Below are 25985 nucleotides of genomic sequence, written 5' to 3' on the forward strand. Positions count from 1 at the left end.
CAGGAACAGCCCTGAGCCTCACCCATGGCTGACGCGCAACGGCTCGAAGGCCACGACGGTCTGCAGGCCGTCACCGGCCCATCGCACGCGCAACTCCCCGTCGATGAAAGACACTTCGGACACGGCCTCGGCGAGCGGCGCGCTCGATCCGCCGGCGCTCAACGACGCCAGCGCCGCGAACACCGCCGTTCCCTCGGCCTCGCCCGAGAGCCGCGGCACCCGAACCCACGGCTCGTACGCCGTGCCCTGCGGCGCCCGCACCTCGTCCCGTTCGCCCCATCCGTGCAGGCCGTGCAGCTCGGAACTCAACGCGTCCGAGGCCCATCCGGTGAGCGTGACCCCCGCTCCGCGCGGCGCCCCCACGACCCGGTGAACCCGCAGCTCGTAGCGCCCATGGGCCACGGTCACGCTCTCCACGCGCAGTCCCGGCACCGTCGGTGGCCCCGAAGCGAACACCGGCAGATGCCAGGACGCGGCCCAACCCCACCCGTCGCCCTGCCCCGCACCCAGCGGACGGATCCGGCGCCGCCCGCTCGCGACTCCGCCGACCACGACCGACAGATGATTGTCCGCGACATTCGACCGGGACGTCGGCCCGGTGTGCGTCGAGTACGCCTGGCGGCCGTAGAGCGGGTCCTCCTGAGCGGCCGACTCCCCTTCGTGCGGGCGGACATGGTCGCTGCCGTGGTTGTGGAGCCGTACGATCCCGTCGGCCTGCGTCGACTGGACGAGCAGTCCCGGCGCGGGCAGCGCGAGCACCCGGTCCGTGCCCTCGCTCGGCGCGGGCTCCTCGGTCGCCGTCCACAGCGGGTCGTCCTCCGGCGCGAGCAGCGCCACGAACCCCTTCGACGCCCAGTACGGGGACGCCGGCCCCGAATAGGTCTGCAGCGTCGCCTCGTGCGGGCCGTGCCAGCCGAGGCTCAGCAGCCCGTCGTCCGTCACTCCGCCCCGGTCCAGGAAGTGACGCAGGTTCCCGCTGATGAGGCGGCGCGAGGTGCCCGGCGTCAGCGGGGTGTGGCCGGTGACGGCGCCGATGCCGACGGCCGCCGATGCCGCGAACCGGTAGGTCAGCGAACGCCCGAAGTGGATCGGCGCCCCGTCCGCGCCGAAGAGCAGCGAGAACCCTTCGAGGTGCTCGCGCAGCCGCGGCCCGAACCGGCCGGTCAGCGCGGTGTCGCCGGACCGGTGCGCGTGCAGCATCGGGTACAGATGCAGCGCCCACCCGTTGTAGTGGTCGAAGGCCTGCCCGTCACCGTCCGCATACCAGCCGTCGCCCCGGTACCACGTCTCCATGAGCTCGAGTGCCCGCACCATGGCGCGCGTCGTGGCCTCGTCGCCACGGCCGACCGACTCCAGGAACGACGCCACCGTGAACGGGAACAGGTACCAGTTGTTGGGTGCGGGCGTGTGATCGATCGCGCCACGCAGCCACTTCTCCGCCCGGTCCTGCACGTCGCCGTCGAGACGGTCCCACAGCCAGGGCCGGGTCAGCGAGAGGCCGAGTGCCACGGACGCGGACTCGACCATCGGCTGGCCCTGCACATGGTGGTCGAGGATCAGCGGCCACGACTCGGCGTCGTCCCGGCCGGGCGTCCGCGTGCCCGCCGTCAGGCCCTGCGCGTACCGGTCCAGCCAGCCGTGCGGGTCCTTCCCGCCGGCGCCCGCGACCCGGAAACCGGCCGCCAGGAACGTACGGGCGAAGCCTTCGAGGCCGTCCGAGCGGACCCCGGACGCGGAGGGGCGGCCCGGCAGGTCGAGCAGGGCGCCCTCGGGCGTCGCCCAACGCCACGCGGCGCCGAGCAGCCCGTCGGCGACGGCCTCCCAGTGCTCTCGCGTGTACCCGGTGAAGGGGCTCAACTCACGGTCTTCTTCGGGCAGTTCGAACGGGATGGTCATGCGAGGAACGCCAGCCTTTCGCGTCGTACGGGATGGGCGAAACCGTCGCCCGCGGCCCACCGGGCCACCTCGCCGACGGCCGTGTCGGCGAGGCGTTCCCACTCGTTGCCCTGGGAACCCGCGAGGTGAGGGGTGATCAGTACGTTCGGGCATGTCCACAACGGGTGGGCGGCCGGGAGGACTTCCGGGTCCGTTACGTCGAGCACCGCCCGGATGTGGCCTGCGCGCACCACGTCGGTGAGCGCGTCCTGGTCGACGACTGCGCCGCGCGAGGTGTTGATCAGGGTGGCCCCGGGCCGCATCGAACCGATCAGCTCCCGGCTGACGAGCCCACGTGTGGCCGGCAGCAGTGGGGTATGCACGCTCAACAGATCGCTGCGGGCGAAGAGTTCGGACAGTGCCACCCACTCCACGCCCAGTTCGGCCGCCTCGGCCTCGGTGACGTACGGGTCGTGCAGCAGCACCTCGAAGTCGAAGGGCCGCAGCAGCTCGATCACCCGGCGGCCGATCAAGGACGCGGACAGGAGACCCACCGTTCGGCGGTAGTTGCCCACCTTTTGCGTGGTCAGCAGCCAGTTGTCCCGCTCACGGACCCGACGGAACTCGCGGGCCCGCTCCAGGACGCCCTTCCCCTCCAGCAGGATCATCGCGAGGGTGTACTCCGCGACCGGCAGCGCGTTGGCCGCGGCGGCCGAGGACACCTCGACACCCCGTTCCCAGCAGGCGTCGGTGACGTGCCCGCGCACCGAACCGGCCGCGTGCACCACGGCCTTCAGGTGCGGCGCCGATGCGAGTACGTCCGCGTCCAGCGGCAGGCAGCCCCAGCCGGTGACCAGCACCTCGACATCGGCGAGGACATCCTTGGCCCGTACGGTCGTCAGGTCGTCCAGGACGGGCAGCGGCGCCAGGTCGCACACCTCCGCGAGCGCGGCCACGGACCGCGGCGTGAAGACGGCCGCCGCGGCCTGGGGGGACATGGCCAGCGCCACGCGGGACTTGCTCACTTGACCGCCCCCGCCGTCAGGCCGGACCGCCAGAACCGCTGGAGGAAGATGAACGCGAGGACGAGAGGGAGCACCGCGAGGAGCGAGCCCATGATCACCACCGGGTAGTACTCGGGAGAGACGGTCGCCTGGCTGTTCCACTGGAACAGGCCCAGGCTGACGGGATAGAGCTTCTGGTTGGACAGCATCACCATCGGCAGGAAGAAGTTGTTCCAGATCGCGGTGAGCTGGAAGAGGAAGACCGTGATCAGGCCGGGGCCGAGCATCCGCAGGGAGACACGGACGTACGTCGTCAGTTCGCCGGCGCCGTCGACGCGGGCCGCCTCCAGGACTTCGTTCGGCACGTAGCCCTGGGCGAAGATGCGGCCCAGGTACACGCCGAAGGGGTTGAACAGGACCGGGACGAAGACCGACCAGAAGGTGTTCACGACGCCGGTCGCGGACGCGAGCAGGTACAGCGGCAGCGCGAGCACCGTCTGCGGCACCATGACCGCCGCGAGCACCAGGCCGAACAGCTTCTCCTTGTGCCGGAAGTGGTACTTGTCGAAGGCGTAGCCACAGGCGACGCTGATCATCGCGCCGATCGCGGCGCCGAGCACCGCGTACAGCAGGCTGTTGCCGTACCAGCGGCTGTAGAGGCCGCCGTCCATCGCGAACAGGTCCTTGACGTTCTGGACGAACGAGAAGTCCTTGAACGAGAGGATGTTGCTGCTGAACAGCGCGTCCCGGGACTTGGCGGCGGCGAGCACCAGCCACAGCGCCGGCAGGATGGTGTACAGGACGGAGATCGCGACGACGACGTTGACGGTCGTACGGCCCAGCAGACGGGGGCGCAGCAGGGTGGACCTGCTCAGCTCGGCAGTGGTCATCGGGCGTTCCCCTCGGCCGAGTTGACGCGGTTGGTCCAGCGGGTGACGCCGTAGGAGACGGCGATCGTGATGACGAGGAGGATCACCGACGCGGCGGCCGCGAGCGAGTAGTTGTTGCGGCTGAAGGCCGCGTCGTAGATGTACATGCTCGGGGAGAACCGGGCATCGACGACCTGCGACCCCGCGCGCAGCAGCATCGGTTCCGTGAACAGCTGCAGTGCCCAGATCAGTGTGAACATCGCGACCATGACGATCGAGGAGCGCACCAGCGGTGCCTTCACCTGGAGGGCGGTGCGCACCGGACCCGCCCCGTCGACCACGGACGCCTCCAGGACCTCCCTGGGGACCGCTTGCAGGGCCGCGTAGAAGACGACCATGTTGTAGCCGAGGTTGCTCCACACCGCGATGTTCACGATCGACGGAATCGCGGTGTGCAGGCCCAGGAAGTTGACGGTGATGTCCGCCTTGTCGAGCAGCTGGATGATCGGGCTGATGCCGGGTGTGTAGAGGTACAGCCAGATCAGCGCGGCGATGATGCCGGGCACCGCATGCGGCAGGAACAGGCCCAACTGGGCCCAGGAACGCAGCCGTACGAGACCTGAGTCGAGCAGCAGCGCCAGCGCCAGCGAGCCGATGGTCATCACCGGGATGTAGATCACGCAGTACAGCGCGACCGTGCCGAGGCCGGACAGGAACGACGGGTCCGTGAGCACGGCGGCGTACGAGCGCAGGCCGACGAAGACCGTGCGCTCCGGGCCGAAGCCGAGGCCCGGCTGGTCGTCGCTGAAGAAGCTCAGCCACACCGCGGTCGCGACGGGGATCAGGAAGACGAGCGTGAGGAGGAGGAAGAACGGGGCCATCAGGACGCCCGCGGCGCCGCCCCGGCGGCGCCCCGCCGCACGCTGCGCCTTGCGCCGGGCGCCGTCCGCCTCCCGTGGGGGAGCCGCCGCCGAAGCGGCGACATGGGTTGTCGCGGTCATGGGACTCACCTGCCTTTCGGGATGCGAGGGCTCACGTGGAGTGCTGGGTGGTCTTGAGGCCGAGCGCCTTGAGGTCGGGCATCGTTCCGTCCTGCGCGGCGCGCATCGAGGACTCGATCGTTCCGGAGCCTGCCGCCGCCCGGGCGAAGGCGTCCGACATGACCTGCCCGGTCGCGGTCATCCGGGGCCCCCAGACCCAGCCGTCGCTGATCTTCTGGGCCTCGTTCTCGAACAGCGTGTAGATGTCCTGCCCGCCGTAGTACGAGCGGTCGAAGGCGGCACGGCCCTCCTTGATCAGCTCGGTCACGGCCGGGTACTGGCTGCTCGCGCCGCTGGACAGACGGGCCTTGATCGCGTCGGGGCTGGAGACCTGCCACTCGATGAACTCCATGGCGGCCTCGGGGTGCCTGCTGTCCTTGGTGATCGCGAACGTCGAGCCGCCCTGGGTGCCGAGCGCCGGCTTCGCCGGGTCCCACTGGGGCTGCGGGGCGATCCGCCACAGTCCCTTCTGCTGGGGGCGCGCATTCATCTGCGCACCCGCGTCCCAGGCTCCGCTGTGCCGGGTCAGGACGAGACTGTTGCCGACCTGGGCGTCGGCCTCGCGGCTGTTGGGGGGATTGACATAGACAAGGTCCTCGTCGATGAGCCGCTGCCAGTACTGGGACACGCGGCGCGTGGGCGCGTCGGCGAGCGACACGTTCCAGGCGCCCTTCGAGGTGTCGAACCAGTGCGCACCGGCTCCCCAGCACCAGCCCGAGAACTGGCCCATGTCCGTGGAGAAGAAGGTCACCTTGCGCTTGCCACCGGTACGGCGCACGGCGCGGGCCAGGTCGGTGTACTCGTCCCAGGTGGTGGGGACCTCGAAGCCGTACTTGTCGAAGAGGTCCTTGCGGTAGTGCAGCACCATCGGCTCGACGTCCAGGGGCACGCTGTACGTGCGTCCCTCGAACGTCGTCAGTCCGAGCGCCTGCGGCAGCAGCTTGGCTTTGAGCTTGTCGCTGATCACGTCCGTGATGTCCCGGGCCACACCGTCGATCGCGTAGCCCGGGACCTGCGGGTACTCGATGGTGGCGACGTCGGGCGCGTTGCCCGCGCGAGCCGCGTTGCTGAGCTTGAGATATCCGCCGGAGGTGCCCGACGGTATCTGCTCGAAAGCGACCTGGATGGTGTCGTGAGTCTTGTTGAACGCATCCACCACCTCCTGGCTGCCGCGGAGCGCGGACCAGAACGTGATGGTGGTCTTGCCTTTGGTACCGGACTTGCTGCTGCTCCCGGATGACGCGCTGTCGTTCCCGCTGCAGGCGCTCAGGGCACCCGTCAGGGGCAGCGCGGTGATCGCGGCGAGCACCGATCGACGGCTCTGTCGACCAGGCATGGGCGCCTCCCGCGGTTCCTGCGTGTTCGAGTCACGGGAATCCTGATCGGCTGACCGGACCTGGTCAATAGAGCGATCAGAAGAAAATGAAACGGTCAAACGCTCATCGCGAGGCGGCCGTTGTGCCGCCGGTTCCTGTGGCGTCGGATGCGTGCGATTCCACGGTGTGCGGGGCCTGAGTCGAACCGCGCACCTGCAGAGTGGGGAGCAGCTCCAGGCGTCGCGCCGGTCCCGCCCCCGAGGCCGACGACTGTCCACCGAGCCGGCGCAGGAGCAACTCCGCCGCCGCCCGGCCCACCTCGGCCTTCGGCGGAGAAACGGCCGAGAGCGGCGTACTGCCGAGGCCCGCGACCACGTCGTCGTACGCGATCACGGAGCAGTCCTGCGGGACCCGCACCCCGCTGTCGCGCAGCGACTGCACCAGCATGAGCGCGTCCACGTCACCGTGCAGCACGGCTGCCGTCGCCCCCGACTCGGCCAGCAGGGCGGGGAGTTCAATGGGCTTCTCCGCCGCCTCCGCCGCCGGGTCGGGAGCCGCCCCGGGCGAGCTGAGCGCCACCGCCCACGTGTCGACGTCCGGATGGTCCGCGGCGATCTCGGCGAACGCCGCACGCAGGGCACGGGCGGTAGGGCTGTCGTCCCGGGCGGCGAGCACGATGCGCCGGTGGCCGAGGCCGGTGAGGTGCTCGACGGCGAGATGGATCCCGTACCAGTGATCGGTACAGACCGTGTCCACGGCATGCAGCGCGCTGCCGCGCCGTGGCCTGCGCTCCATCACGACCGCCGGCACCGGCAGACGCGCGAGCCATGCGTAGTCGGCCTCCTCCGTCGCTCTGCTGCGCCAGCGCGGTGCGATGAGCAGGCCGCGCGCACCGGCCGCCAACGCCTGCTCCACGATGGGCTGTTCGGCCCCCGCGACGGCCGGTGCGATGTGCAGCGCGATGCGGATGCCCGCCTCCTCGAAGGCGGTCCGGGCGCCGTGCAGCGCCTCGTACAGATACGAGTGGCGCTCGGGGACGACCACCGCGACAGGGCCGCCGTCGGCCGTCGGCTCGGCGGGAGCGGCGGCCCGTTCCGTCTCGGGCAGCACCGGACGGGCGACGCCATGACCGCGGCGCAGCTTGCCCTCCCTCGCGAGTTCCTCGACATCGCGGCGCAGCGTCACCACCGACACGGCGAGCTCCGCGGCGAGATCGCTCACCCGCGTCGCCCCGCGCGACTGCACCACGGCGAGAATCCGCTGCCGCCTGAGATCGACCGGCTCACGCATGTTGATGGCCCCCTCGACACCCGCTGTTCGTTTGAGCGCTTCAGTGAACGCTTCGGCGGCAGCATAACCAGCGGGTGACGGGAGAGGTCAGCCTTTTGACGGCTGAGACGTGGCCGAGGGATGCGGTGGCGCTCCGCGGCGCCATAGGTGGCAGCCCCCGCGGTGGTCATGGCGCGTGGGTCAGTCGAGGAGTCCCAGCTGTCCGGCGGCCCGGATCGCGAGCCACACCTCGGCGAAGGACACCGTGGCGGACAGATCGCGGCCCGTCAGTTCGCTGAAGCGACGCAGGCGGTACGAGAGGGTGTTGGGGTGGATGTGGAGCGCGGTCGCCGCCTCGTCGGTGCGCCGGTCGCGTTCCATCCACGTACGCACCGACGGGAGCAGCCGGGATCCGTGGCCGGCGTCGTAGCGCAGCGCGTCGCCCAGCACATGGTCGACGAGCGCGGTCAGCGCGGCGGGGTCGTCGGGCAGCCAACGACCGGTGGCGTCGTCGCCATAGCGGACGAGGGGGCGCCCGGATGCCGCCGCGTGGGAGGCGGCCCACAGGGCTTCGCGCTGGGCGACCCGCAGCGAAGCCCCGGGCCGCACGGGCCGGCTCATGCCGGCCGTGACCCCCGGGAGGGCCGCGATCGTGTCACCGAGGCGGGGCGAGCCGAAGAGGTAGCGGTCGTCGCCCCGGTTGAGGAGCAGGCACGGCTCGTCGTGGAGGGCTTCCAGTACGGCCTGCTGCGTCACGCCCCGGACCACCGCCAAGGAGGCCTCGCCCTTGATGGAGTGGCGCAGCAGATGGCGTTTCGCGACACCTGGATCGAGCGCGTCCTGCAACAGCTCTGCCAGGATCTCGGTCCCTTCGCGGCGCAACGTCTCGCGTTCGGTACGGACCATGGCGAGTTGGAGCGCGGCCACGGTGGCGATGTGCTGCACGACGGCGAGGCCTGCGGGGCGTGCACCGTCCTGGGCGATGGCGATGAGGAAGCCCGCGGGTCCGCCGGGGGAGGGGACGGGGAGTGCGAATCCGCCGGGGATGGTCGGCGGGGCGTCCGCCGAGCGGGGCAGCAGGGACGGGTCCGGTGCGGGTACGCCGGGCAACAGGGGCCGGCCCTGGCGGGTGCACAGGTAGATGGCGTATCCGGAGAGGTTCTCCAGGCGGCTGAAGAGTTCGGCCGTGTCCAGGTTCTCGGACGTGAGCCAGCGCAGCGCGCCGAAGACCTGGAGCTGGGCGCCGAGCCGGTGGCGGGCGTCGTCCTGGACAGCGGCCGCGACTTCCTGCGCGACCGCGATGAAGGGGACGGCGAGCGGCACTTCCAGGACCGGCATGCCGCGCTCCTCGGCCGCGGCGTGGAACGCCTGGCGCAGCGGAGGCATGTGCAGCTGGGCGGAGACGGCCAGGGCGGCCACCCCGGCGTCGTCGAGCCGTTCCACGTAGGCCCGCTGCCCGCCGGCAGAGCGGGGCACCGCGAGACCCGTCGTCATGATGATCTCGGCACCCAGGAGCCATGGTGTGGGGTCGTCCAGCTCGCTGACATGGGCCCACGACACCGGGCGGGTCAGGCCTGCCGCGCCCGCGACCAGGCGCAACTGCAACGCGGGGTAGGACAGCAGATCCGCGACGGTCACCCGCTGCCGGTGCGCCCGGTCGGTGCCGTGATCTTTGTGCTCAGCCACAAAGTGAGGCTATCTCTTCGTGCCTGCACCGATTGCCGTGGCAATCCCTTGCCGTGCACACTCACCCGACCACCTGCATATGTTTCGCTGTCGCGCAAGAAAACTGCCCGCCGCGTTCGCCGACGACCTGATCAACCTGCGCGCTCCCAAGGAGGACGAATGAGTGATTCCCCGGCTCTGACGGAGGTGGAGCAGTACGGCGTCGAACGCATCCCTGACTCGGACCGCTCGGCCAAGCCGCTGGACCTGTTCCGGGTCGCGTTCGGTGGGGCCAACACCTTCGCCACCTGCGTCCTGGGCGCCTTCCCCATCCTGTTCGGCCTGTCGTTCTGGCAGGGTCTCGCGGCGACCGCCCTCGGCCTCGTGGCCGGTGCGCTGATCCTGGCGCCGCTCGCGGTGTTCGGCCCGCGCAACGGCACCAACAACGCCGTGTCGTCCTCGGCCCACCTGGGTGTGCACGGCCGGATCGTCGGCTCCTTCCTCTCGCTGCTCACCGCCGTCGCGTTCTTCTCGATCTCCGTGTGGTCCTCCGGCGACGCCCTGGTCGGTGGCGCGCACCGGCTGATGGGCGTGCCGCAGAACGACGGCGTGTTCGCGCTGGCGTACGGGGTGTTCGCGCTGCTGGTGCTGACGGTGTGCGTGTACGGCTTCCGGTTCATGCTGTTCGTGAACAAGATCGCGGTGGTGGCGGCGTCGACGCTGTTCGTCCTCGGCTTCTTCGCCTTCGCCGGGGACTTCGACCCGGGCTACCAGGGGTCGTTCCCGTCGGCCTCGTCGGCCGGGTTCTGGCCCGCCTTCATCGGATCCGCCCTGATCGTGCTGTCCAACCCGGTGTCGTTCGGTGCCTTCCTCGGCGACTGGGCCCGCTACATCCCGGCACAGGCCTCGAACCGCCGGGTCGTCACGGCCGCGTTCGCGTCGCAGATCGCCACGATCCTGCCCTTCTTCTTCGGACTCGCCACCGCCTCGATCATCGCGGAGAAGGCGGCCACGTACATGGACCCGAGCGCGTCGAACTACGTCGGAGGGCTCCTCGCGATCGCCCCCGGCTGGTACTTCCTGCCGGTGTGCCTGCTCGCGCTGATCGGCGGCATGTCCACCGGCACCACCTCGCTCTACGGCACGGGCCTGGACTTCTCCAGTGTGTTCACCCGGTTCAGCCGTGTGCAGGCGACGCTGTTCGTCGGTGTGCTGTCGATCGGGTTCATCTTCGTCGGGCGCTTCGCGGCCAACCTCTCGCAGTCCATCTCGACGTTCGCGACGCTGATCATCACGTGCACCGCCCCCTGGATGGTGATCATGATGCTCGGCTGGCTGACCCGCCGCGGCTGGTACGACCCCGACTCGCTCCAGGTCTTCAACCGGCGCCAGAAGGGCGGCCGTTACTGGTTCACCCACGGCTGGAACTGGCGCGGCATGGGCGCATGGATGACCTCAGCGGCCCTCGCCCTGACGTTCGTGAACCTGCCCGGTCAGTTCGTCGGCCCGCTCGGCGACCTGGCCGGCGGCGTGGACCTCTCGCTCCTGGTGGGCCTCGGCGTCGCCGCGCTCCTCTACCTGGCCCTGCTGTGGCTCTTCCCCGAGCCGCGCGACGTCTACGGGCCCCAGGGACCGCGCCTGGTCCGCGCCTCGGACATGCCGTGCCCACCCATCATCGACGACGTCGCCGTGCCCGTCGCCCCGGAAAGGGCGTGACGGCCGTGCGCCTCGTGGACCTCTCCGTCGAGCTCGCGACCGGCATGCCGGTCTACCCCGGCGACCCGCGCGTCACCCTCACCCCGGCCCTGAACGTCGTGGCGGACGGCGTGAACGTCCTGCACCTGGACATGGGGTCCCAGTCCGGTACGCACGTCGACGCGCCGTTCCACATCGACGACTCGCTGCCCACCCTCGACCAGCTCCCACTGGACCGTTTCGTCGGGGAGGCCGTCGTCGTCGACGCCCGCGGCGCGCAGCCGCGTTCACCGCTCGGGCCGGACCTCTTCGAGGGCCGGGTCCGGGCCGGGGCGATCGTCCTCGTGGCCACCGGCTGGTCGGCGCACTGGGGCACCGACGACTACCTCACCCACCCGTACCTGACCCGGGACGCGGCCGAACTCCTGGTCGCCGCGGGAGTGCGTACCGTCGGCATCGACGCCCTGAGCGTGGATCCCACCCCGGCCGACGACTTCCCCGCCCACCAGGTCCTGTGCGGGGCACACGCCGTCATCGCCGAGAACCTGACCGGACTCGGCCCCCTGCTCGACGCGCAGACGGCAGGCGAGCCCATCGAGGTCTCGCTGCTGCCGCTGAAACTGCCCGGCGCCGACGGCGCACCCGTACGGGCGGTCGCCCGCATCGGCTGAACCACTTGCCGCCTCCAATGGCGCGGACCTGACGGCCGATCAGGTGGGCACCGGGTCCTTCAGCACGCAGTACGGTGCGGACTGACCGGAACGAACCGAGAAAACGGTGCTCGCATGCCTCAGTCAGCAGTCATCGGTGTGGACATCGGAACGTCCAGCAGCAAGGGCGTCCTCGTCGGCCTCGACGGCACCGTGCTGCACACGGCCGTCCGTGAACACGCCGTCGACCGGCCGGCTCCCGGACACGTCGAGATGCGCGCGGACATCTGGTGGGACGAATTCGTCTCCCTCGCACGCGAGTTGACCTCCGCGCACGACGGGGAGGTCATCGCGGTCGGTGTCAGCGGCATGGGCCCCTGCGTGCTGCTCACCGACGAGAACGACACACCGGTGCGCCCCGCGATCCTGTACGGCGTGGACACCCGCTCCGTCCCCCAGATCGAGCGGCTCGAAAGTGAGCTCGGCGCCGACGAGATCGCCCACCGCTGCGGCTCCCGGCTGACGACGCAGGCCGCAGGCGCCAAGGTGGCCTGGATCGCCGAACAGGAACCGGAGCTCTTCCGCCGCGCCCGCAGGCTCTACATGCCCAGCTCCTGGCTCGTACGCAAACTGACCGGCGCCTATGTCCTCGACCACCACTCGGCCAGCCAGAGCACCCCGCTCTACGACACCCTGGCCCGCGACTGGTACAGCCCGTGGGTCAACCGGATCGCCCCCGGCATCGAACTTCCCGAGCTGCGCTGGTCCGGCGAGGCGGCGAGCACGGTGACGGCCGAGGCCGCCCGCCTCACCGGCCTGCCGACAGGTGTGCCGGTCACCACGGGGACCATCGACGCCTGGGCCGAGGCGCTGAGCGTCGGCGCGCACGGGATCGGCGACCTCATGCTCATGTACGGCACGACGATGTTCCTCGTCCACACCGTGCCGGGACTGCTCCGCGACCCCTCGCTGTGGAGCACCGTCGGCGCCCTCCCCGACACCCGTAACCTCGCAGGCGGAATGGCCACGTCGGGCGCCGTCACCGGCTGGCTGCGCGACCTGTTCGGCAGCGGCGACTACCAGCAACTGCTGCGCCTGGCCCAGGAGTCGGGCCCCGGGGCGGGCGGCCTGCTGATGCTTCCCTACTTCGCCGGGGAACGCACCCCCATCGACGACCCACGGGCGCGCGGCGTCATCGCGGGCCTCACGCTCTCCCACACACGCGGAGACCTGTACCGAGCAGCCCTGGAAGGCACGGCGTACGGAGCACGGCACAACATCGAGGCCATCGAAGCGGCCGGCGGTGACATCCGCCGCGTCGTCGCCGTCGGCGGGGGCACCCAGGGCCACCTCTGGACCCAGATCGTCTCCGATGTCACCGGCCGCGCCCAAGAGGTACGCACGACCTCCATCGGCGCCTCGTACGGAGGGGCACTCCTCGCCGCCCAACTCGTCACCGAGGCCCGCATCGACACATGGAACCCGGTCCAGGAAGTCGTGACTCCCCGCCCGGAGATGACGTCCCGCTACGACGAGCTGTACGCCCTGTACCGCGAGCTCTACCCGGCCTCGTCCCACGTCGTCCACGCACTGGCCGACTTCCAGGCACGCTGAGCGACAGAAAGTACCCCGGAGTTCCGCATTCCCTATGCCCGTTCGACCGGTGACCGGCTTGGGTGGTGAGAGAGTCCTGACATGCGTACTACGGGTTGCACAGCGGCAGAATACGGCGACGTCCGCGTGCTCGTAGGTGCCCGACGCGGTGCCTATCCGTACGGCAACACCCTGCTCGTGCGTGGCGCGGCGGAATCTCTGGTCGTCGACCCTTCGCTGTCGCTCGTCGCGGGCGCGCCACCCGCGGACCTGGTCCTCGTGAGCCATGCGCACGAGGACCACATCGCCGGGCTCGGAAGCTACGAGGTGCCGGTCCACACCCACGAAGGTGACCTCGACGCGCTGCGCTCCCGCGATGCCCTGGTCGCCGGGATCGGCCTGCCGGCCGAAGACGTCGACGCCGTCGACAAGATGATGCGGGACGAGTTCCACGTGCGGGGGCGGCCGGACGCGACGGGGTTCGAGGACGGCGCCGTGTTCGACCTGGGCGGGCGCACCGTGACCGTCGTTCACCTGCCCGGCCACACCGCGGGCCACAGCGGCTTCCTGATCGAGCCGGACGGCTTCCTGTTCGTGGGGGACATCGACCTGACGTCGTTCGGCCCGTACTACGGGGACATCGGCAGCAGTCTCGTGGACTTCGAGGCGTCGATACGCCGGTGCCGGGAGATCGACGCGCGTTGGTACGGCACGTCCCACCAGAAAGGCGTGATCGAGGGCGCCGAGGAATTCCGGCGCCGGCTCGACGGCTTCGCCGGCGTGGTCGCCAAGCGGGAGGCGGCACTGCTCGCGTTCCTAGGCGAGCCGCGGTCCGTCGAGGAGATCGTCGAGCACAGGCTCGTCTATCGACCCCACGTGGAAGGGCCGCATGTCAGGCCGGTGGAGAGGAGGACGGCGGTGCAGCACCTGGACGTGCTGATGAGCGGAGGGCTGGTCGCCGAGGTGGAACAGGGGCGATTCCGCGCGATGTAGACCCGGGACGGACGGCCCGGCTTCAACAGAGCCTGGTGTGCGGGAACTTCGCACAGAGACCGGCCAACGGAGGGTGCAACGCTCCCCGTTGGCCGGTCCCTGCTTCGTCGCTCAGCTGTGCGTCGCGAGCGGATCAGCGGGTCGTGGTGACCCGGTGCTCCCTGAGCGCGGCACAGTTGGACCCGGTCACCTGGACGTACACGTTGCTGATGTTGCCGCCCCAGTCGACACAGTGGGCCTTGCCGTAGACGTAGGTCGGCCCCGCGTACGACGTGTACTGCCCGTAGTCCTGGTCACCCTGGTCGGTGTCGGAGACGTAGATCCAGGCGGACATGTCGAGCCGGGTGCCGGGGTTGTTGCGGATGGTCGCGACGCAGTTCTTGCCGTTCGTCGCGTTGTACGTGAGGTAGACCGTGCCCAGTGAGCCGACCGGCGCCGAGTTGACGGTCTTGTAGCTGCTTCCGCAGACCTTCTGCGGGGTGGTGTTGGGTGCGGCGGAGGCGGGTCCCGCCAGCGCGGTCGTGCCCCCGATCGCCAGGGCTGCCAGGGCGGCACCAGTCAGGACAGGTCGGCTGAATCGCATATTTCCCCCTTGTGATCTTTGTGAGCTTGTTGCTCTTACATCATGTGACTCGCGACACATCCGGATGGTTGTGCCTCTCCGCAAGAGAAGTCGGATCCGGATGGCCGCGCCTGATGAGAGCTGCCCAACATCTGTGCGCCGCCGACCTGTTGGCCTCGCCGCGTCCCCTGAAGGGGACGCGGCGACGGTTCGAGAGGAGTGCGTCCACCGGGGGAGGAGTGACGCTGTCCGTGAACCGCTCTCAGCGCGTTGTCGCCAGCACCCCGCAGTTGGCCCAGTGGGCGAGCGTGAGCTGCCGTGTCCGGGCCGGGCGGCGCCGGTCGAGCACGCGCCGGCGCGGCTCGTCGGCCAGCGCCTTCCGCAGAGGAATCAGGTGAGCCGCCACCGCCGCCAGGCAGTAGTGCTCGTCGCGGCAGGCGGTGCAGGTCGCCAGGTGGGCGGTGACGGCACGGGCCTCGTCCTCGGCGAGCGCATCGAGCGTGTAGTCGGCCAGCCGCTCACGGATGGTGTGGCATTCCTGCAGGGTGCTGAACATTTCGTGTCCTCTCCTGGCCGTCCGTTACAGGCGCGGAATCGCGCAGCTACGGCACCATGAGGCGGGCAGGCGCCGAGGGCCGGTCGTGCCGCTGGGCACTGGGGCTCAAGGACCTGCTGCCGTTCATACGTTCAATGTGCCGGACGCGGGGGTGTTCGCGCGTCCTCCCCCTGAAGCGATTCGCGCCTACTGCATCCGTGGTATCCGATGCCCGGGCCTACGTCCGGCGGCGTCCCGCCTGCTCCGGGGGGGGGGGCTCAGCCCTGTGGGCCCGCTGGTTCCGCCACCGGGCTGACCAGGCCGCACTGGTAGGCCATGACCACGAGCTGGGCCCGGTCACGCGCCGCCAGCTTGGTCATGGCCCGGTTGACGTGCGTCTTGGCCGTCAGCGGGCTTACGAACAAACGTTCGGCAATCTCTTCGTTCGAGAGGCCCAGTGCCACCAGGCACATCACATCGCGCTCCCGCGGCGTCAGGTACTGCAGGCGCTCCTGCACGACCGCCGGATACAGCTCGGGCTGGGCCAGGAAACGGGAGATCAGCGCACGGGTCGCCACGGGGGAGAGCAGGGCCTCACCCGCGGCCACCGTGCGGACGGCGTCGAGCAGGACGTCCGGCCGTACGCCCTTGCCGAGGAAGCCGCTCGCCCCCGCGCGCAACGCCTCGGCGACGTGCTCGTCGTCCTCGAAGGTGGTGAGGATCAGGACTTTCACCCCGGCGAGGTCCTCGGACTCACTGATCTGGCGCGTGGCGTCGAGGCCGTCCATCTCGGGCATCCGGATGTCCATCAGGACGACGTCGGGATGCAGCGATTCGGCGAGGTCCACGGCCTCCTTGCCGTTGGCGGCCTCACCCACGGTCTCCATGTCGTCCGCGGAATCGAAGAGCATCTTGAAGGTGCCCCGCAGCAGGGCCTGGTCATCGGCGAGAAGTACCCGGATCGTCACGCGCGTCCCTCCTCGCCGGTGCCCCTCGCAACACATTCATCGGTCTCCATCGAAACCGAGTCGCCTTCGGCCGGGCCGGAAAGCAGCGGCAGCTCGGCAATCACGGTGAAGCCGCCTTCCGCGCGCGGTCCCGCTTGCACCCTGCCTCCCACGGTGCCGGCCCGTTCGCGCATCCCGATCAGTCCGTGCCCGTTTCCCGGGTCGGAGCGGGTGAGCTGCGACGGGCCGTCGTCCTCCACGGTGATCGTCAGCAAGTTCGGGAGGTAAGACAGGTCCAGTCGTGCCTGGTCCACGCCCGAGTGCTTGCGCACGTTGGTCAGAGCTTCCTGAATGATGCGGTACGCCGCCAGGTCGGCCGCCGGCGCCAGCGGCTTGGCGTCGCCGGTCAACGTCCGTTTGACAGAAAGCCCAGCACGTTCGAAGGACGTCAGAAGATCAGGTACCTGAGTCATGCCCGGCGTCGGATCGCGCGGCGCGGCTGTCTCGTCCGGCTGCCGCAGCAGGCTCACGGTCACCCGCAGTTCGTCGAGCGCGGACTGACTCACGTCGCGGATGCCCTCCAGCGCCGTGAGTACGTGTTCGGGCCGCTGCTCCACAAGATGGACGGCGACGCCCGCCTGGGCATTGATCAGGGCGATGTGGTGGGCCACGACGTCGTGCAACTCACGTGCGATCCGCATCCGTTCGGCCGCCACCCGCTGGCGGGCCTCCTGCTCGCGGGTACGTTCCGCGTGCTCCGCGCGTTCTTCCACGGCCGCCACATAGGCTCTGCGGGATCGCACCCCGTCTCCGACCGCCGCCGGCAGAGCCGTCCATGCCAGCATCGCCGCGTTGTCCGGCGACAGCCACGTCCGTGGGTCGGTCACCATGGCCGCGCCCACGAGCACGGTCGCCGACGCGCAAGCTGTTGTCCAGGTGGTACGCCGGTCGGTGCACGCGGCGACGGTGTACACGGACAGGATGACCGGGCTGTTCCCCAGCGGGCCCTCCCGGAACCCGAGCCTTTGAAGTACCACTGCGCAGCCGACGGCCACGACGAGTACGCCGAAGGGGTGGCGGCGCCGCCACACCAGCGCGATACAGCTGGCGCCGACCAGCACCACGGCCTGCCATCGGATGGAGATCCGGTGCTGCTCGTGAACGATCGACACCGACACCATCGCCAGCACGAAGACCAGGGCCGCCAACAAGACGTCCGTGAGGCGCGGCCGAGCCTGCGTTGCCGGACGTCTAGCGGTCATCACTGCCATGTCACCAACGTAGGGCTGGTGACCGGACCGGGCACTGCGAGCGCGGGTGTCGTCACCGCGGACACATCCGCGGACGGATCCGCGGTCACCACCGCGGACACGTCCTCCTCAGCGGTCCTCGACCAGCTGGAAGGCAGGGGCCAGGACCGTCTTCGCCCCGGGGGCGCTCGGGATCCGCATCAGCGCACGGGCCTGCTTGCCGAGGGCGTTCATCTGCTCCTCGGCCCGGCGGAGTTCTTCGGGGTGGCCGTCGAACACACGGTTGAGCGTCCTGAGCATCTCGGTGTACGCGAGGTCGCACTGTTCGGACGCCTTGCGCGCTGCCGAGCCCTCCGCCAGCTTCTGGGTGTCGGGATTCTCGATCAGGCGGTGCACTCCATGCGGATCGAAGGGGACCCGCGGCCCGTCGAACGACCAGTAGCCGTGTGTCTTGACCAGCCGGCGCCCCTGCACGATCTCCCAGAACCGGTAGTAGTGCGCCAGCTCGTCCGAGCTTCCGCCGGCCTGGACGGCCGGTGGAGGCCCGGCGGTGGCCGATGGCTCGGCAACGGCCGGAGCCGGGGCCGCCATCCCCGCGCCGGTGGCGAGCACCCCCGAGACGGCGGCAGTGGCCGCCAGTTGCAGAGCGGTACGTCGGTCGGGCCCGCCGGTGGCCCCGTCCTGTTCGGTGCCGGTCATGACGCCCTTCCCGGTAGCGGGCCCACGGTCGGATCCTGGGCGTGGCCCTCGCCCTGTTCGATGATCTCGAGGATGGCCCAGAGCGCTGTCCGCAGATTGGTCACCCGGTACAGCCGTCCGGGAGCGTGCGGCCAGGTGACCTGTCTGCGTGGATCGCCGCTGAACAGATCCTCCTCACGCTCGTCGAGGTCGGTGAGCACCTGCGCGATGTGCTGGTAGAACCCGCCGACGGTGGTGTCGTCGTAGTCGGCCAGGGCGAAGAACTTGCGAGGGGCGTCGAGGGCCTCTTCGGTGAGGTTCTGGATGTTCCCGTGCTCGTCCAGCTGAGGGTCGTAGCCGGAGATGGCCTTGAGCGCTCTCTGCCCGGCCGGGGCGAGGGGGGCTTCGGGCAGCTCGATGCCCATGAAGACCTGGCGTACCCGTTCGATCGAGCAGGCGCCGAGCGAGACCTCCAGGTCGGGCATCACCCCGCCGGGCAGCTGCCCCGGGTAGACGGGGACCAGGTCCGGGTCGTCGAACCGAGGGGTGGCACCGACCGCGTTCATGATGTTTCCGACCAGCGCCAGGTGCAGCATCTCCTGCATGACGACGCTGCGGATGATGGCTTCGGCCTCCCGGTTCTTTCCGCTCTTGAGGGAGAACATCGCGCAGAGGTAGGGGGGAATGGTGGCGTGTTCGAGGGCGAGAGCTGAACGGAGGAGCCAGTGCAGCTCTGCCCGGTTGTTCACCGGCGTTGTCGCCTCGGCGAAGGTGTGATTCCCGGCCTCGGCCGCTCTGGTGGGAATGGAAACCGTCTCGTTCATATGTCCCTTTGATCGCGTCGCGCTGACGCTGCACGATCGCACGGCGTCAACGCGCCGACGGGGAACGGCGAAGCCCAGTACCGCGCCCAGGGGAGCCGAACAGGCAAATGGAGTAGCGCGGGAAGCCGTCCCGGGGCTTTTGGGCGCGACCGCCCCGGCAGTGGACGCATCCCGGCGTGCCCGGGCCCACCGTCCGCGCCCGAATGGACAGGCGGACCGCGGGATGGCACGGCGCCGCAGTTGCCGTTCGGACCGCCTGCTACCACCGTGGAAGTGGATTCCTGCTGCGGCAGGCGGAGCGCCTGGTGCTCCCAGCCGCGTCCTCCCGGCTCCAGCGCAAGGGAGCAGTACATGACCGAGGCCCTGCCCAGAACGGACGGGTACAGCGCCGACGGGCCGGCGGGATCCCGCCGGCCCCTGGACGAGCGTGGAGCGGCCGTCGCCGACCTGCGGCGCATCGGGATCGCGCCGGACTACTGGTACCCCGTGGCCCGGTCACGGGCTGTGCGCAGGGGACGCACCTTCGCCGCCGTCTTCGCGGGCCGGCGGATCGCCCTGTACCGAGGCCGGAGCGGAAGTGTGTACGCACTGGAGGACCGGTGCGCGCACCGCCAGGTGCCGCTGAGCATGGGAGTCGTGGAGGGGGACACCCTGCGCTGTTGCTACCACGCCTGGGCCTACCGCGGAAACGGCCGCATCTCGCAGATCCCGTACCTGCCCAAGGGGTGCGAAAGGCCGCCGCGCGGTGTGCGGTCGTATCCGGTCCGCGAAGCGTTCGGCCTGGTGTTCGTCTTCCCCGGCGACCCCGAGAAGGCCGAGTCGGCACCGTTCCCCGTGCTGCCGGAGTTCGGCGCGGCCACGCACCGCACCATGACCTTCTCCCGCACCGTGCGCTGCCACTACTCGTTCATGCACGAGAACCTGCTCGACATGAACCACCAGTTCCTGCACCGCAGTGTGCTGGGCAGAATTCAGCCCGAGCTGCTGGGGTACGAGACCGGCCCGCAGTTCGTCGAGGCCCGCTACCTCTTCGTCCCCGCCGGGGGCAAGAAGGACCGCGGCGCCGGACTGCTGTCGGCCGAGGGGATCGGGGGACAGCAGACGCCCGACGAGATCACGATCCGCACCCAGTACCCGTACCAGACCCTCCAGGCCGTCCCGGACGGTGCCGAACTCCCGTCGTTCTCCCTCTGGGCGGCCTACGTGCCAGAGGACGCCGAGCAGCGCGTCAACCACGCCTACGGCCTGCTGATGATCGCGAAGCCGCCGGTCCCCGGGGTGCTGCACCTGGCGTGGCCGCTCATCCGGCGTTTCACTGAACGGGTGTTCGCCCAGGACCGGATGGCGGTCGAGGCCGAGCAGCGGGCCTGGGACGAACAGGGCGAGGACCGCAACCACGAAGTGTTCCCGCTGATCCTGGACGTGAGGCACATGCTCCGGACCAACGGCGTGCCGCTCGACTCCGAGCCCGTGGACGACGGAGTCCAGCAGGGTTCTTCACTGGACGCCGCCGACCACGACGAGAAGGGCCCTGGGCACGCGAACTGAGCAACGACGGCCAGGAGTTGGCGGTCATCAAGCCCTCTGGCGCCCCCATCAGGCCGCTACGCCCACGCCTACGCCTGCTCCATGAGAACCGCCGAGACGGCCGTGACGCCGGGCGCGGCCGTGAGGAGTGTGCCGAGGGCGGTCTGCTCGGAGCGCTCGCCGATGGCTTCGATGCCCACGAGCAGGACCTGCCACGGCGCTTGGGCTCTCCTGCCCCCGCCCACGTGCTCGCACTCGACGGCGATGACGTCGCCATCCCGCCGCGTGCGGAACGTGGCACCCGCCGAGCCGTCGACAGCAGGGATGCGAGTGACCGTCACAGTGCCGTCCGCCGGGGCATGGACGCGCAGCGTCACCCCGTGCGCCCAGTCGTACACGGCGCTGTCGTCGCTCTCCCCGAACGGGATCACCGAGCCGGGGCGGGCCAGCAGCGGCAGACTGTCGAAGCCGTACCGCTCGCGCCGCCAGCCCGGCCCGTCGACCCGCTCGCCCGACAGCAGATGGGTCCAGGTCCCCTCGGGCACGTAGTAGTCGACGGCCCCGTCGGCCGAGAAGACCGGCGCGACGAGAAGGTCGTCGCCGAGCATGTACTGCCGGTCGAGACTGTGGCAAGCCGGGTCGTCGGGGAACTCGAGCAGCATGGCGCGCATCACCGGCGTGCCCCGCTCCTGCGCCTGCTGGGCCGCCCGGAAGAGATACGGCATGAGTCGGTGCTTGAGCCGGGTGAAGTCGCGGGTGACCGCCACGGCCTCCTCGTCGAAGTCCCACGGCACGCGGTACGACCTGCTGCCGTGCAGCCTGCTGTGCGAGGACAGCAGGCCGAACTGCACCCACCGCTTGAAGACTTCGGGCGTCGGCGTGCCCTCGAAGCCGCCGATGTCGTGGCTCCAGAAGCCGAAGCCGGACAGGCCGAGCGAGAGGCCGCCGCGCAGCGACTCGGCCATCGCCCCGAAGTGGGACTCGCAGTCGCCGCCCCAGTGCACCGGGAACTGCTGCCCGCCCGCGGTCGCCGACCGCGCGAAGAGCACGGCCTCGCCGGCGCCCCGTGTCTCGCTCAGCACCTCGAAGACGGTTTCGTTGTAGAGCTGGGTGTAGTAGTTGTGCATGCGCTCCGGGTCGGAACCGTCGTGCCACACCACGTCGGTCGGAATGCGCTCGCCGAAGTCGGTCTTGAAGCAGTCCACGCCCTGCGCGACCAGGGCGCGCAACTTGCCCGCGTACCACTCCCGCGCCTCGGGGTCGGTGAAGTCGACCAGTGCCATGCCCGCCTGCCACAGGTCCCATTGCCACACATCGCCGTTGGCCCGGCGCACCAGGTAGCCGTGGCGCATGGCCTCCGTGAAGAGCGGGGACTTCTGGCCGATGTACGGGTTGATCCACACCGAGACGCGCAGGCCCTGCTCGTCCTTGAGGCGCCGCAGCATGCCCTCCGGGTCCGGGAAGACGTCCGGGTCCCACGTGAAGTCGCACCACTGGTACTCGCGCATCCAGAAGCAGTCGAAGTGGAAGACGCCGAGCGGGATGCCGCGCTGCGCCATGCCACGGACGAACCGGTGGACCGTCTCCTCGTCGTAGGAGGTGGTGAAGGAGGTGGACAGCCACAGCCCGAACGACCAGGCGGGCGGCAGTGCCGGGCGGCCGGTCAGGGCGGTGTAGCGGTCCAGGATGTCCTTGGGCGTCGGACCGTGGATGACGTAGTACTCCAGCGCCTGGTCCTCGACGCTGAACTGCACCTGCCCCACTGCCTCGGACCCGATCTCGTACGAGACGTGGCCGGGGTGGTTGACGAAGACGCCGTAGCCCCGGTTGGTGAGGTGGAAGGGGATGTTCTTGTACGCCTGCTCGCTGGCGGTGCCGCCGTCGGCCTGCCAGATGTCCACGGTCTGGCCGTTCCTGGTGAACGGGGTGAAGCGCTCGCCGAGCCCGTAGACCAATTCGCCGACACCCAGGGACAGTTGGGCCAGCGAGTGGTGGTGGCCGTCGCCCGTGAGGGCGAAGCCGGTGCCCCGGGACCCGGCGGAGGTGAGGACGCGGCCCTCGGAGGTGAAGTCCAGGCACCAGGGTGCGGCGGTGTCCACCCGCAGTGACAGCTCTCCGCTGGTCAGCTCCAGCAGGGACCCGTCCCGGGTGATCTTCGCGGTGTGGTCGGGGTCGGTGCGCAGGGCGAAGTCGGGGCCGTGTGCGGCGCCGCCCGCGTGGTGGGTGGAGCGGATGCCGATCACGCCCTCGGCGGGCGACCAGCATTCGACGGTCAGGAGCGGGCTGTTGAGGGTGTGGCCCCGTTCCTCCACCCGCCGGACCGGGGCGTACAGGGTGAGCCTGCCGTCTTCGACGCGCGCCTCTGCGATCTCGGAGGCGTACGACGCCTGGATGCCCTCGCGCATCAGCCAGTAGCCGTCGGTGAACTTCATCGGTGGTCCTTGTCAGCGGTGGTGGTACGGGCGCGGTGGGTGGCGATCAGGTCCCGGAACCAGCGGTAGCTGTCCTTGGGGATGCGCTCCTGGGTGTCGTAGTCGACCCGGACGATGCCGAACCGCTGGCCGTAGCCGCGGGCCCATTCGAAGTTGTCGAGCAGCGACCACACGTAGTAGCCGCGCACGTCGACGCCGGCGCGGATGGCGGCGGATAGGGCTTCCAGGTGGCTACGGAGGTACTCGACCCGGTCGGTGTCGTGGACCCGGCGGTCGTCCGTGACGGTGTCGGCCTCGGCCGAGCCGTTCTCGGTGATGACCAGCGGGGGCAGCTCGGGGTAGCGCTCGGTCAGGTCGACCAGCAGGTCCGTGAAGGTGTGCGGGACGACGGGCCAGCCCATGGTGGTGTGCCGTACGTCGTCGCGCCAGGTCTCGGTGACCCGGATGTCGACGGCCGTGCGGGTCCCCGGGTCCGGGTCGCGGTGCGGTGCGTCGGCGATGGTGATCGGCCGGTAGTAGTTGATGCCCACGAAGTCCAGTGGGGCGGCGATGAGTTCGAGGTCGGCGTCGCGACGGTACGAAGTGTCGAGCCGGTACGAGCCGTCGGACGGCTCGCCCCACGTCTCGGCCTCGTGCTGCGGATAGCGCCCGGCGAACAGGGGGTCCAGCCACACCTCGTTGTGCAGGGTCTCGGCCCGGCGCACGGCGGCCAGGTCGGCGGGCGAACCGGGGGCGGCGGGGAGCAGCCGGTCCGGGTTGAGCGTGATCCCGACCTCCCGGGCGCCGGCCTCGCGCAGGGCGCGGACGGCGAGGCCTTGGCCGACGAGGAGGTGGTGGGCGGCGGCCAGCGCGCCGCGGCCTTCCCGTGCGCCGGGGGCGTGGGCGCCCGCCGCGTAGCCGACGAAGGCGCTGCAGAACGGTTCGTTGAGGGTGATCCAGCGGTCCACCCGGTCGCCGAGTCGCTCCACGACCAGGCCGGCGTAGTCCGCGAAGCGCTCGGCCGTTTCCCGTACCCGCCAGCCGCCCCGGTCTTCCAGGGCCTGGGGGAGGTCCCAGTGGTAGAGGGTGGAGGCGGGGGAGATCCCGGACGCCAGCAGCTCGTCGACCAGCCGGTCGTAGAAGTCCAGACCGGCAGCGTTGGCCGGTCCTGTGCCGTCGGGCTGGATCCGTGGCCAGGCGACGGAGAAACGGTAGCTGTCGACGCCAAGGCCGTGCAGCAGAGCCACGTCCTCGCGGTAGCGGTGATAGTGGTCGCAGGCGACGTCTCCGGTGGCGCCGCCGGCCACGCGTCCGGGCTCGCGGCAGTAGGTGTCCCAGATGGACGGTCCTCTGCCGCCCTCCTCGTACGCCCCCTCGATCTGGTAGCTCGCGGTGGCGGCGCCGAAGAAGAAGCCGTCGGGGAATTCCGGGAATTCGGGGGTGCTCATGCGGCAGAAGCCCTTATCGCTACGCGGTGCCATTACTTGATGGACCCGCCGGTGATCCCGGCGGAGATGTACTTCTGGGCGACGACCAGCAGGATCGCGGCGGGTACCGCGGACAGCACCGCGGTGGCCATGACCGCGCCCCAGTCGCTGACATGCGCGCCGACGAACTGGTAGATGCCCAGAGTGATCGGCTTGACGTCGTCGGTCGTGTTGAGGGTCAGCGCGAACATGAAGTCCGACCAGGCGAACAGAAAGGTGAAGAGCCCCGCCGTGATGAGGGCGTTGCGGCTCATCGGCAGCACGATGCGGACGAACGCGGTGAAGCGGTTGGCGCCGTCGACCATCGCCGCCTCGATGACCTCGTGCGGAATGGACACCATGAAGGCCCGCAGTAGCACGATCGCGAACGGCAGGCCGAGCGAGGCGTCCGCGAGGATCAGCCCCAGATAGGAGTTGACCAGGCCCAGCTCCGCGTACGCGCTGTAGAGGGCGTTGGCGATGACGATGCCCGGGACCATCTGCGTGATCAGCGTGGTGAAGACGATGCCCTGGCCGCCGCGCAGCCCGAACTGGGCGAGCCCGTATGCGGCGGGCGCGGCCAGCGCGAGGCACACGGCGACGGCGCCGAGGGCGACGACGAAACTGGTCAGCAGTGAGCCGCCTTGGCTGGAGAACGCCGTGCCGAAGTTCTCCAGACCGGGCGAGGCCGGGAACCACTCGGTCGCGGCCACGCTCGAATCAGGCTGGAGCGCGGTGTTGAGCATCCAGTAGACCGGGAAGAGCAGGACGGCGAGGATCAGCAGCGCGGCGGTCGTGTTCCAGGCGGCCCGCAGGCGAGGACGGTTCGAGGTCGGGTTCACGGTCGGTCACTTCCCCTTGCCGAAGTCGGCGCGATTGGCCCGCAGGTACAGCACGGCGAAGACCGCGCTGATGAGGATGAGGACGTTGCCCACGACGGCGCCCTGGCCGAAGTCGAGCTGGAGGAACGACAGTTGGTACGTGACGGTGCCCAGGGTCTGTGTGGAGTCCGCGGGCCCGCCCGAGGTCAGTGCCAGGATCAGGTCGAGGATCTTCACCGTGGACATGAAGCCCAGGACGAGGACGACGGTGACCACCGGGCGCAGCATCGGCAGGGTGATGCTGCGGAAGGTCCGCCACGGGCTCGCCCCGTCGAGCGACGCCGCCTCGTACAGCTCGCGCGGAATCTCCTGGAGGCCGCCGTAGAGGATCACCATGTTGAACGGGATGCCGATCCAGATGTTGACCAGGATCGCCGACAGCAGTGCCACGCCCGGGCTGCTCAGCCACGGCACACCGCCCTCGGTCAGGCCGACGGCGTGCAGGGCGCTGTTGAGCATCCCGTGGTCCTGGTCGAGGATGCGCCGCCATACGACGGCGGACACGACCATGGGCACCAGCCAGGGCAGCAGCAGGATCGCGCGGACGAAGCCGGCGAGCCGGAAGCGGCGGGAGAAGAACACGGCGAGGGCCAGTCCGATGGTGAACTGGCCGAGCAGGGAGCCGGCCGTGAAGAGCGCCGTGTGCCACAGGGAGCCGGCGAACAGTTCGTCGGCGAAGACGGCCCGCCAGTTCTCCAGGCCGTTGAACGGTGCCTCGCCCGTGAAGTACGTCTTGGGCGTGTAGTGCTGGAAGCTCATCACGATGTTGCGGACGAGCGGGTAACCGAAGAAGAGGGCCATGTAGGCGAGCGCGGGGGCGACGAAGAGCCACCGGAGCAGCCCGTGGCGGCGGGTGCCGGAGCCGGCTTTCGCGGGGGCGGCCGAGGAGCCGGAGGCCTTGGTGGCCGGGGCGGTGGAGGCAAAGGTGCTCATGT

Annotated in this window: 22 protein-coding genes; 5 read left to right on the forward strand and 17 right to left on the reverse strand. The window is 70.0% G+C overall.

Going from position 1 to position 25985, the window contains the following annotated elements; genetic code table 11:
• Positions 1-18: 18 nt before the first annotated feature.
• The 7 genes from ACIPWY_RS32555 to ACIPWY_RS32585 form a co-directional block, all read right to left on the reverse strand.
• Positions 19-1896: a DUF2264 domain-containing protein gene (locus ACIPWY_RS32555; protein ID WP_362907127.1), complete on the reverse strand. Its 1878-nt coding sequence runs from the start codon at positions 1894-1896 to the stop codon at positions 19-21.
• Positions 1893-2873, reverse strand: a complete 981-nt coding sequence (locus ACIPWY_RS32560) for a hydroxyacid dehydrogenase (protein WP_362907354.1) — start codon at positions 2871-2873, stop codon at positions 1893-1895. The genes ACIPWY_RS32555 and ACIPWY_RS32560 overlap by 4 nt, the downstream gene beginning before the upstream one ends.
• Before the next feature lie 23 nt (positions 2874-2896).
• Positions 2897-3769, reverse strand: coding sequence for a carbohydrate ABC transporter permease (locus ACIPWY_RS32565; protein WP_362907128.1), 873 nt, complete (start codon positions 3767-3769; stop codon positions 2897-2899).
• Positions 3766-4749 carry a carbohydrate ABC transporter permease gene (locus ACIPWY_RS32570; protein WP_401536198.1) on the reverse strand — a complete coding sequence of 328 codons (984 nt, stop codon included), beginning with the start codon at positions 4747-4749 and terminating at the stop codon, positions 3766-3768. Before ACIPWY_RS32570 ends, ACIPWY_RS32565 begins: the two co-directional genes overlap by 4 nt.
• Positions 4750-4780: 31 nt before the next feature.
• Positions 4781-6124 carry a sugar ABC transporter substrate-binding protein gene (locus ACIPWY_RS32575; RefSeq protein WP_362907132.1) on the reverse strand — a complete coding sequence of 448 codons (1344 nt, stop codon included), beginning with the start codon at positions 6122-6124 and terminating at the stop codon, positions 4781-4783.
• 103 nt (positions 6125-6227) lie between these two features.
• Entirely contained in the window at positions 6228-7394 is a 1167-nt protein-coding gene (locus ACIPWY_RS32580; RefSeq protein ID WP_393702166.1) for a substrate-binding domain-containing protein, read from the reverse strand.
• A gap of 180 nt (positions 7395-7574) precedes the next feature.
• Entirely contained in the window at positions 7575-9059 is a 1485-nt protein-coding gene (locus ACIPWY_RS32585; protein ID WP_393702164.1) for a PucR family transcriptional regulator, read from the reverse strand.
• A 159-nt stretch (positions 9060-9218) separates the two neighbouring features.
• On the opposite strand from ACIPWY_RS32585, the gene ACIPWY_RS32590 reads away from it, so the two are divergent.
• The 4 genes from ACIPWY_RS32590 to ACIPWY_RS32605 all read left to right on the forward strand — a co-directional run bounded on the left by ACIPWY_RS32590 (position 9219) and on the right by ACIPWY_RS32605 (position 13969).
• Positions 9219-10754 (forward strand): purine-cytosine permease family protein, encoded by a 1536-nt coding sequence (locus ACIPWY_RS32590; RefSeq protein WP_393702162.1) that lies wholly within the window; start codon positions 9219-9221, stop codon positions 10752-10754.
• On the forward strand, positions 10751-11404 hold the full coding sequence (locus ACIPWY_RS32595) for a cyclase family protein (protein ID WP_362907139.1): 654 nt from the start codon (positions 10751-10753) through the stop codon (positions 11402-11404). Before ACIPWY_RS32590 ends, ACIPWY_RS32595 begins: the two co-directional genes overlap by 4 nt.
• Before the next feature lie 114 nt (positions 11405-11518).
• Positions 11519-12997: an FGGY-family carbohydrate kinase gene (locus ACIPWY_RS32600; RefSeq protein WP_393702160.1), complete on the forward strand. Its 1479-nt coding sequence runs from the start codon at positions 11519-11521 to the stop codon at positions 12995-12997.
• 81 nt (positions 12998-13078) lie between these two features.
• Positions 13079-13969 (forward strand): MBL fold metallo-hydrolase, encoded by an 891-nt coding sequence (locus ACIPWY_RS32605; protein ID WP_393702158.1) that lies wholly within the window; start codon positions 13079-13081, stop codon positions 13967-13969.
• Between the two features lie 133 nt (positions 13970-14102).
• Here ACIPWY_RS32605 and ACIPWY_RS32610 read toward each other — a convergent pair whose 3' ends face one another.
• From ACIPWY_RS32610 to ACIPWY_RS32635, 6 genes are all read right to left on the reverse strand, one after another.
• Positions 14103-14552, reverse strand: coding sequence for a spore-associated protein (locus ACIPWY_RS32610; protein WP_362907145.1), 450 nt, complete (start codon positions 14550-14552; stop codon positions 14103-14105).
• A 241-nt stretch (positions 14553-14793) separates the two neighbouring features.
• On the reverse strand, positions 14794-15087 hold the full coding sequence (locus ACIPWY_RS32615) for a zf-HC2 domain-containing protein (protein WP_362907146.1): 294 nt from the start codon (positions 15085-15087) through the stop codon (positions 14794-14796).
• 257 nt (positions 15088-15344) lie between these two features.
• Complete coding sequence (locus tag ACIPWY_RS32620) at positions 15345-16034, reverse strand: response regulator transcription factor (protein ID WP_362907148.1); 690 nt, start codon at positions 16032-16034, stop codon at positions 15345-15347.
• Positions 16031-17284, reverse strand: coding sequence for a sensor histidine kinase (locus tag ACIPWY_RS32625; RefSeq protein ID WP_393702155.1), 1254 nt, complete (start codon positions 17282-17284; stop codon positions 16031-16033). Before ACIPWY_RS32625 ends, ACIPWY_RS32620 begins: the two co-directional genes overlap by 4 nt.
• Positions 17285-17392: 108 nt before the next feature.
• Positions 17393-17962 carry a hypothetical protein gene (locus ACIPWY_RS32630; RefSeq protein ID WP_362907152.1) on the reverse strand — a complete coding sequence of 190 codons (570 nt, stop codon included), beginning with the start codon at positions 17960-17962 and terminating at the stop codon, positions 17393-17395.
• Positions 17959-18765: a ferritin-like protein gene (locus ACIPWY_RS32635; protein WP_362907154.1), complete on the reverse strand. Its 807-nt coding sequence runs from the start codon at positions 18763-18765 to the stop codon at positions 17959-17961. Before ACIPWY_RS32635 ends, ACIPWY_RS32630 begins: the two co-directional genes overlap by 4 nt.
• 351 nt (positions 18766-19116) lie before the next feature.
• Between ACIPWY_RS32635 and ACIPWY_RS32640 the strand changes: the two genes are divergently transcribed.
• Positions 19117-20313, forward strand: a complete 1197-nt coding sequence (locus tag ACIPWY_RS32640) for an aromatic ring-hydroxylating dioxygenase subunit alpha (protein ID WP_362907155.1) — start codon at positions 19117-19119, stop codon at positions 20311-20313.
• 68 nt (positions 20314-20381) lie between these two features.
• Here the strand turns inward: ACIPWY_RS32640 and yicI are convergent, their stop codons facing one another.
• Genes yicI through ACIPWY_RS32660 form a run of 4 tightly spaced genes read right to left on the reverse strand, consistent with a single transcriptional unit; the run spans position 20382 to position 25983 of the window.
• A complete protein-coding gene (yicI, locus tag ACIPWY_RS32645; RefSeq protein ID WP_393702152.1) occupies positions 20382-22724 on the reverse strand; it encodes an alpha-xylosidase in 2343 nt (780 codons plus the stop codon).
• A complete protein-coding gene (locus tag ACIPWY_RS32650; RefSeq protein ID WP_393702150.1) occupies positions 22721-24151 on the reverse strand; it encodes a GH1 family beta-glucosidase in 1431 nt (476 codons plus the stop codon). Before ACIPWY_RS32650 ends, yicI begins: the two co-directional genes overlap by 4 nt.
• A gap of 32 nt (positions 24152-24183) precedes the next feature.
• Positions 24184-25011, reverse strand: coding sequence for a carbohydrate ABC transporter permease (locus ACIPWY_RS32655; RefSeq protein ID WP_393702148.1), 828 nt, complete (start codon positions 25009-25011; stop codon positions 24184-24186).
• A gap of 6 nt (positions 25012-25017) precedes the next feature.
• Positions 25018-25983: a carbohydrate ABC transporter permease gene (locus ACIPWY_RS32660; RefSeq protein ID WP_390019159.1), complete on the reverse strand. Its 966-nt coding sequence runs from the start codon at positions 25981-25983 to the stop codon at positions 25018-25020.
• Positions 25984-25985 lie beyond the last annotated feature (2 nt).

It is taken from the genome of Streptomyces sp. NPDC090032, assembly GCF_044748025.1.
GTDB lineage: Bacteria > Actinomycetota > Actinomycetes > Streptomycetales > Streptomycetaceae > Streptomyces.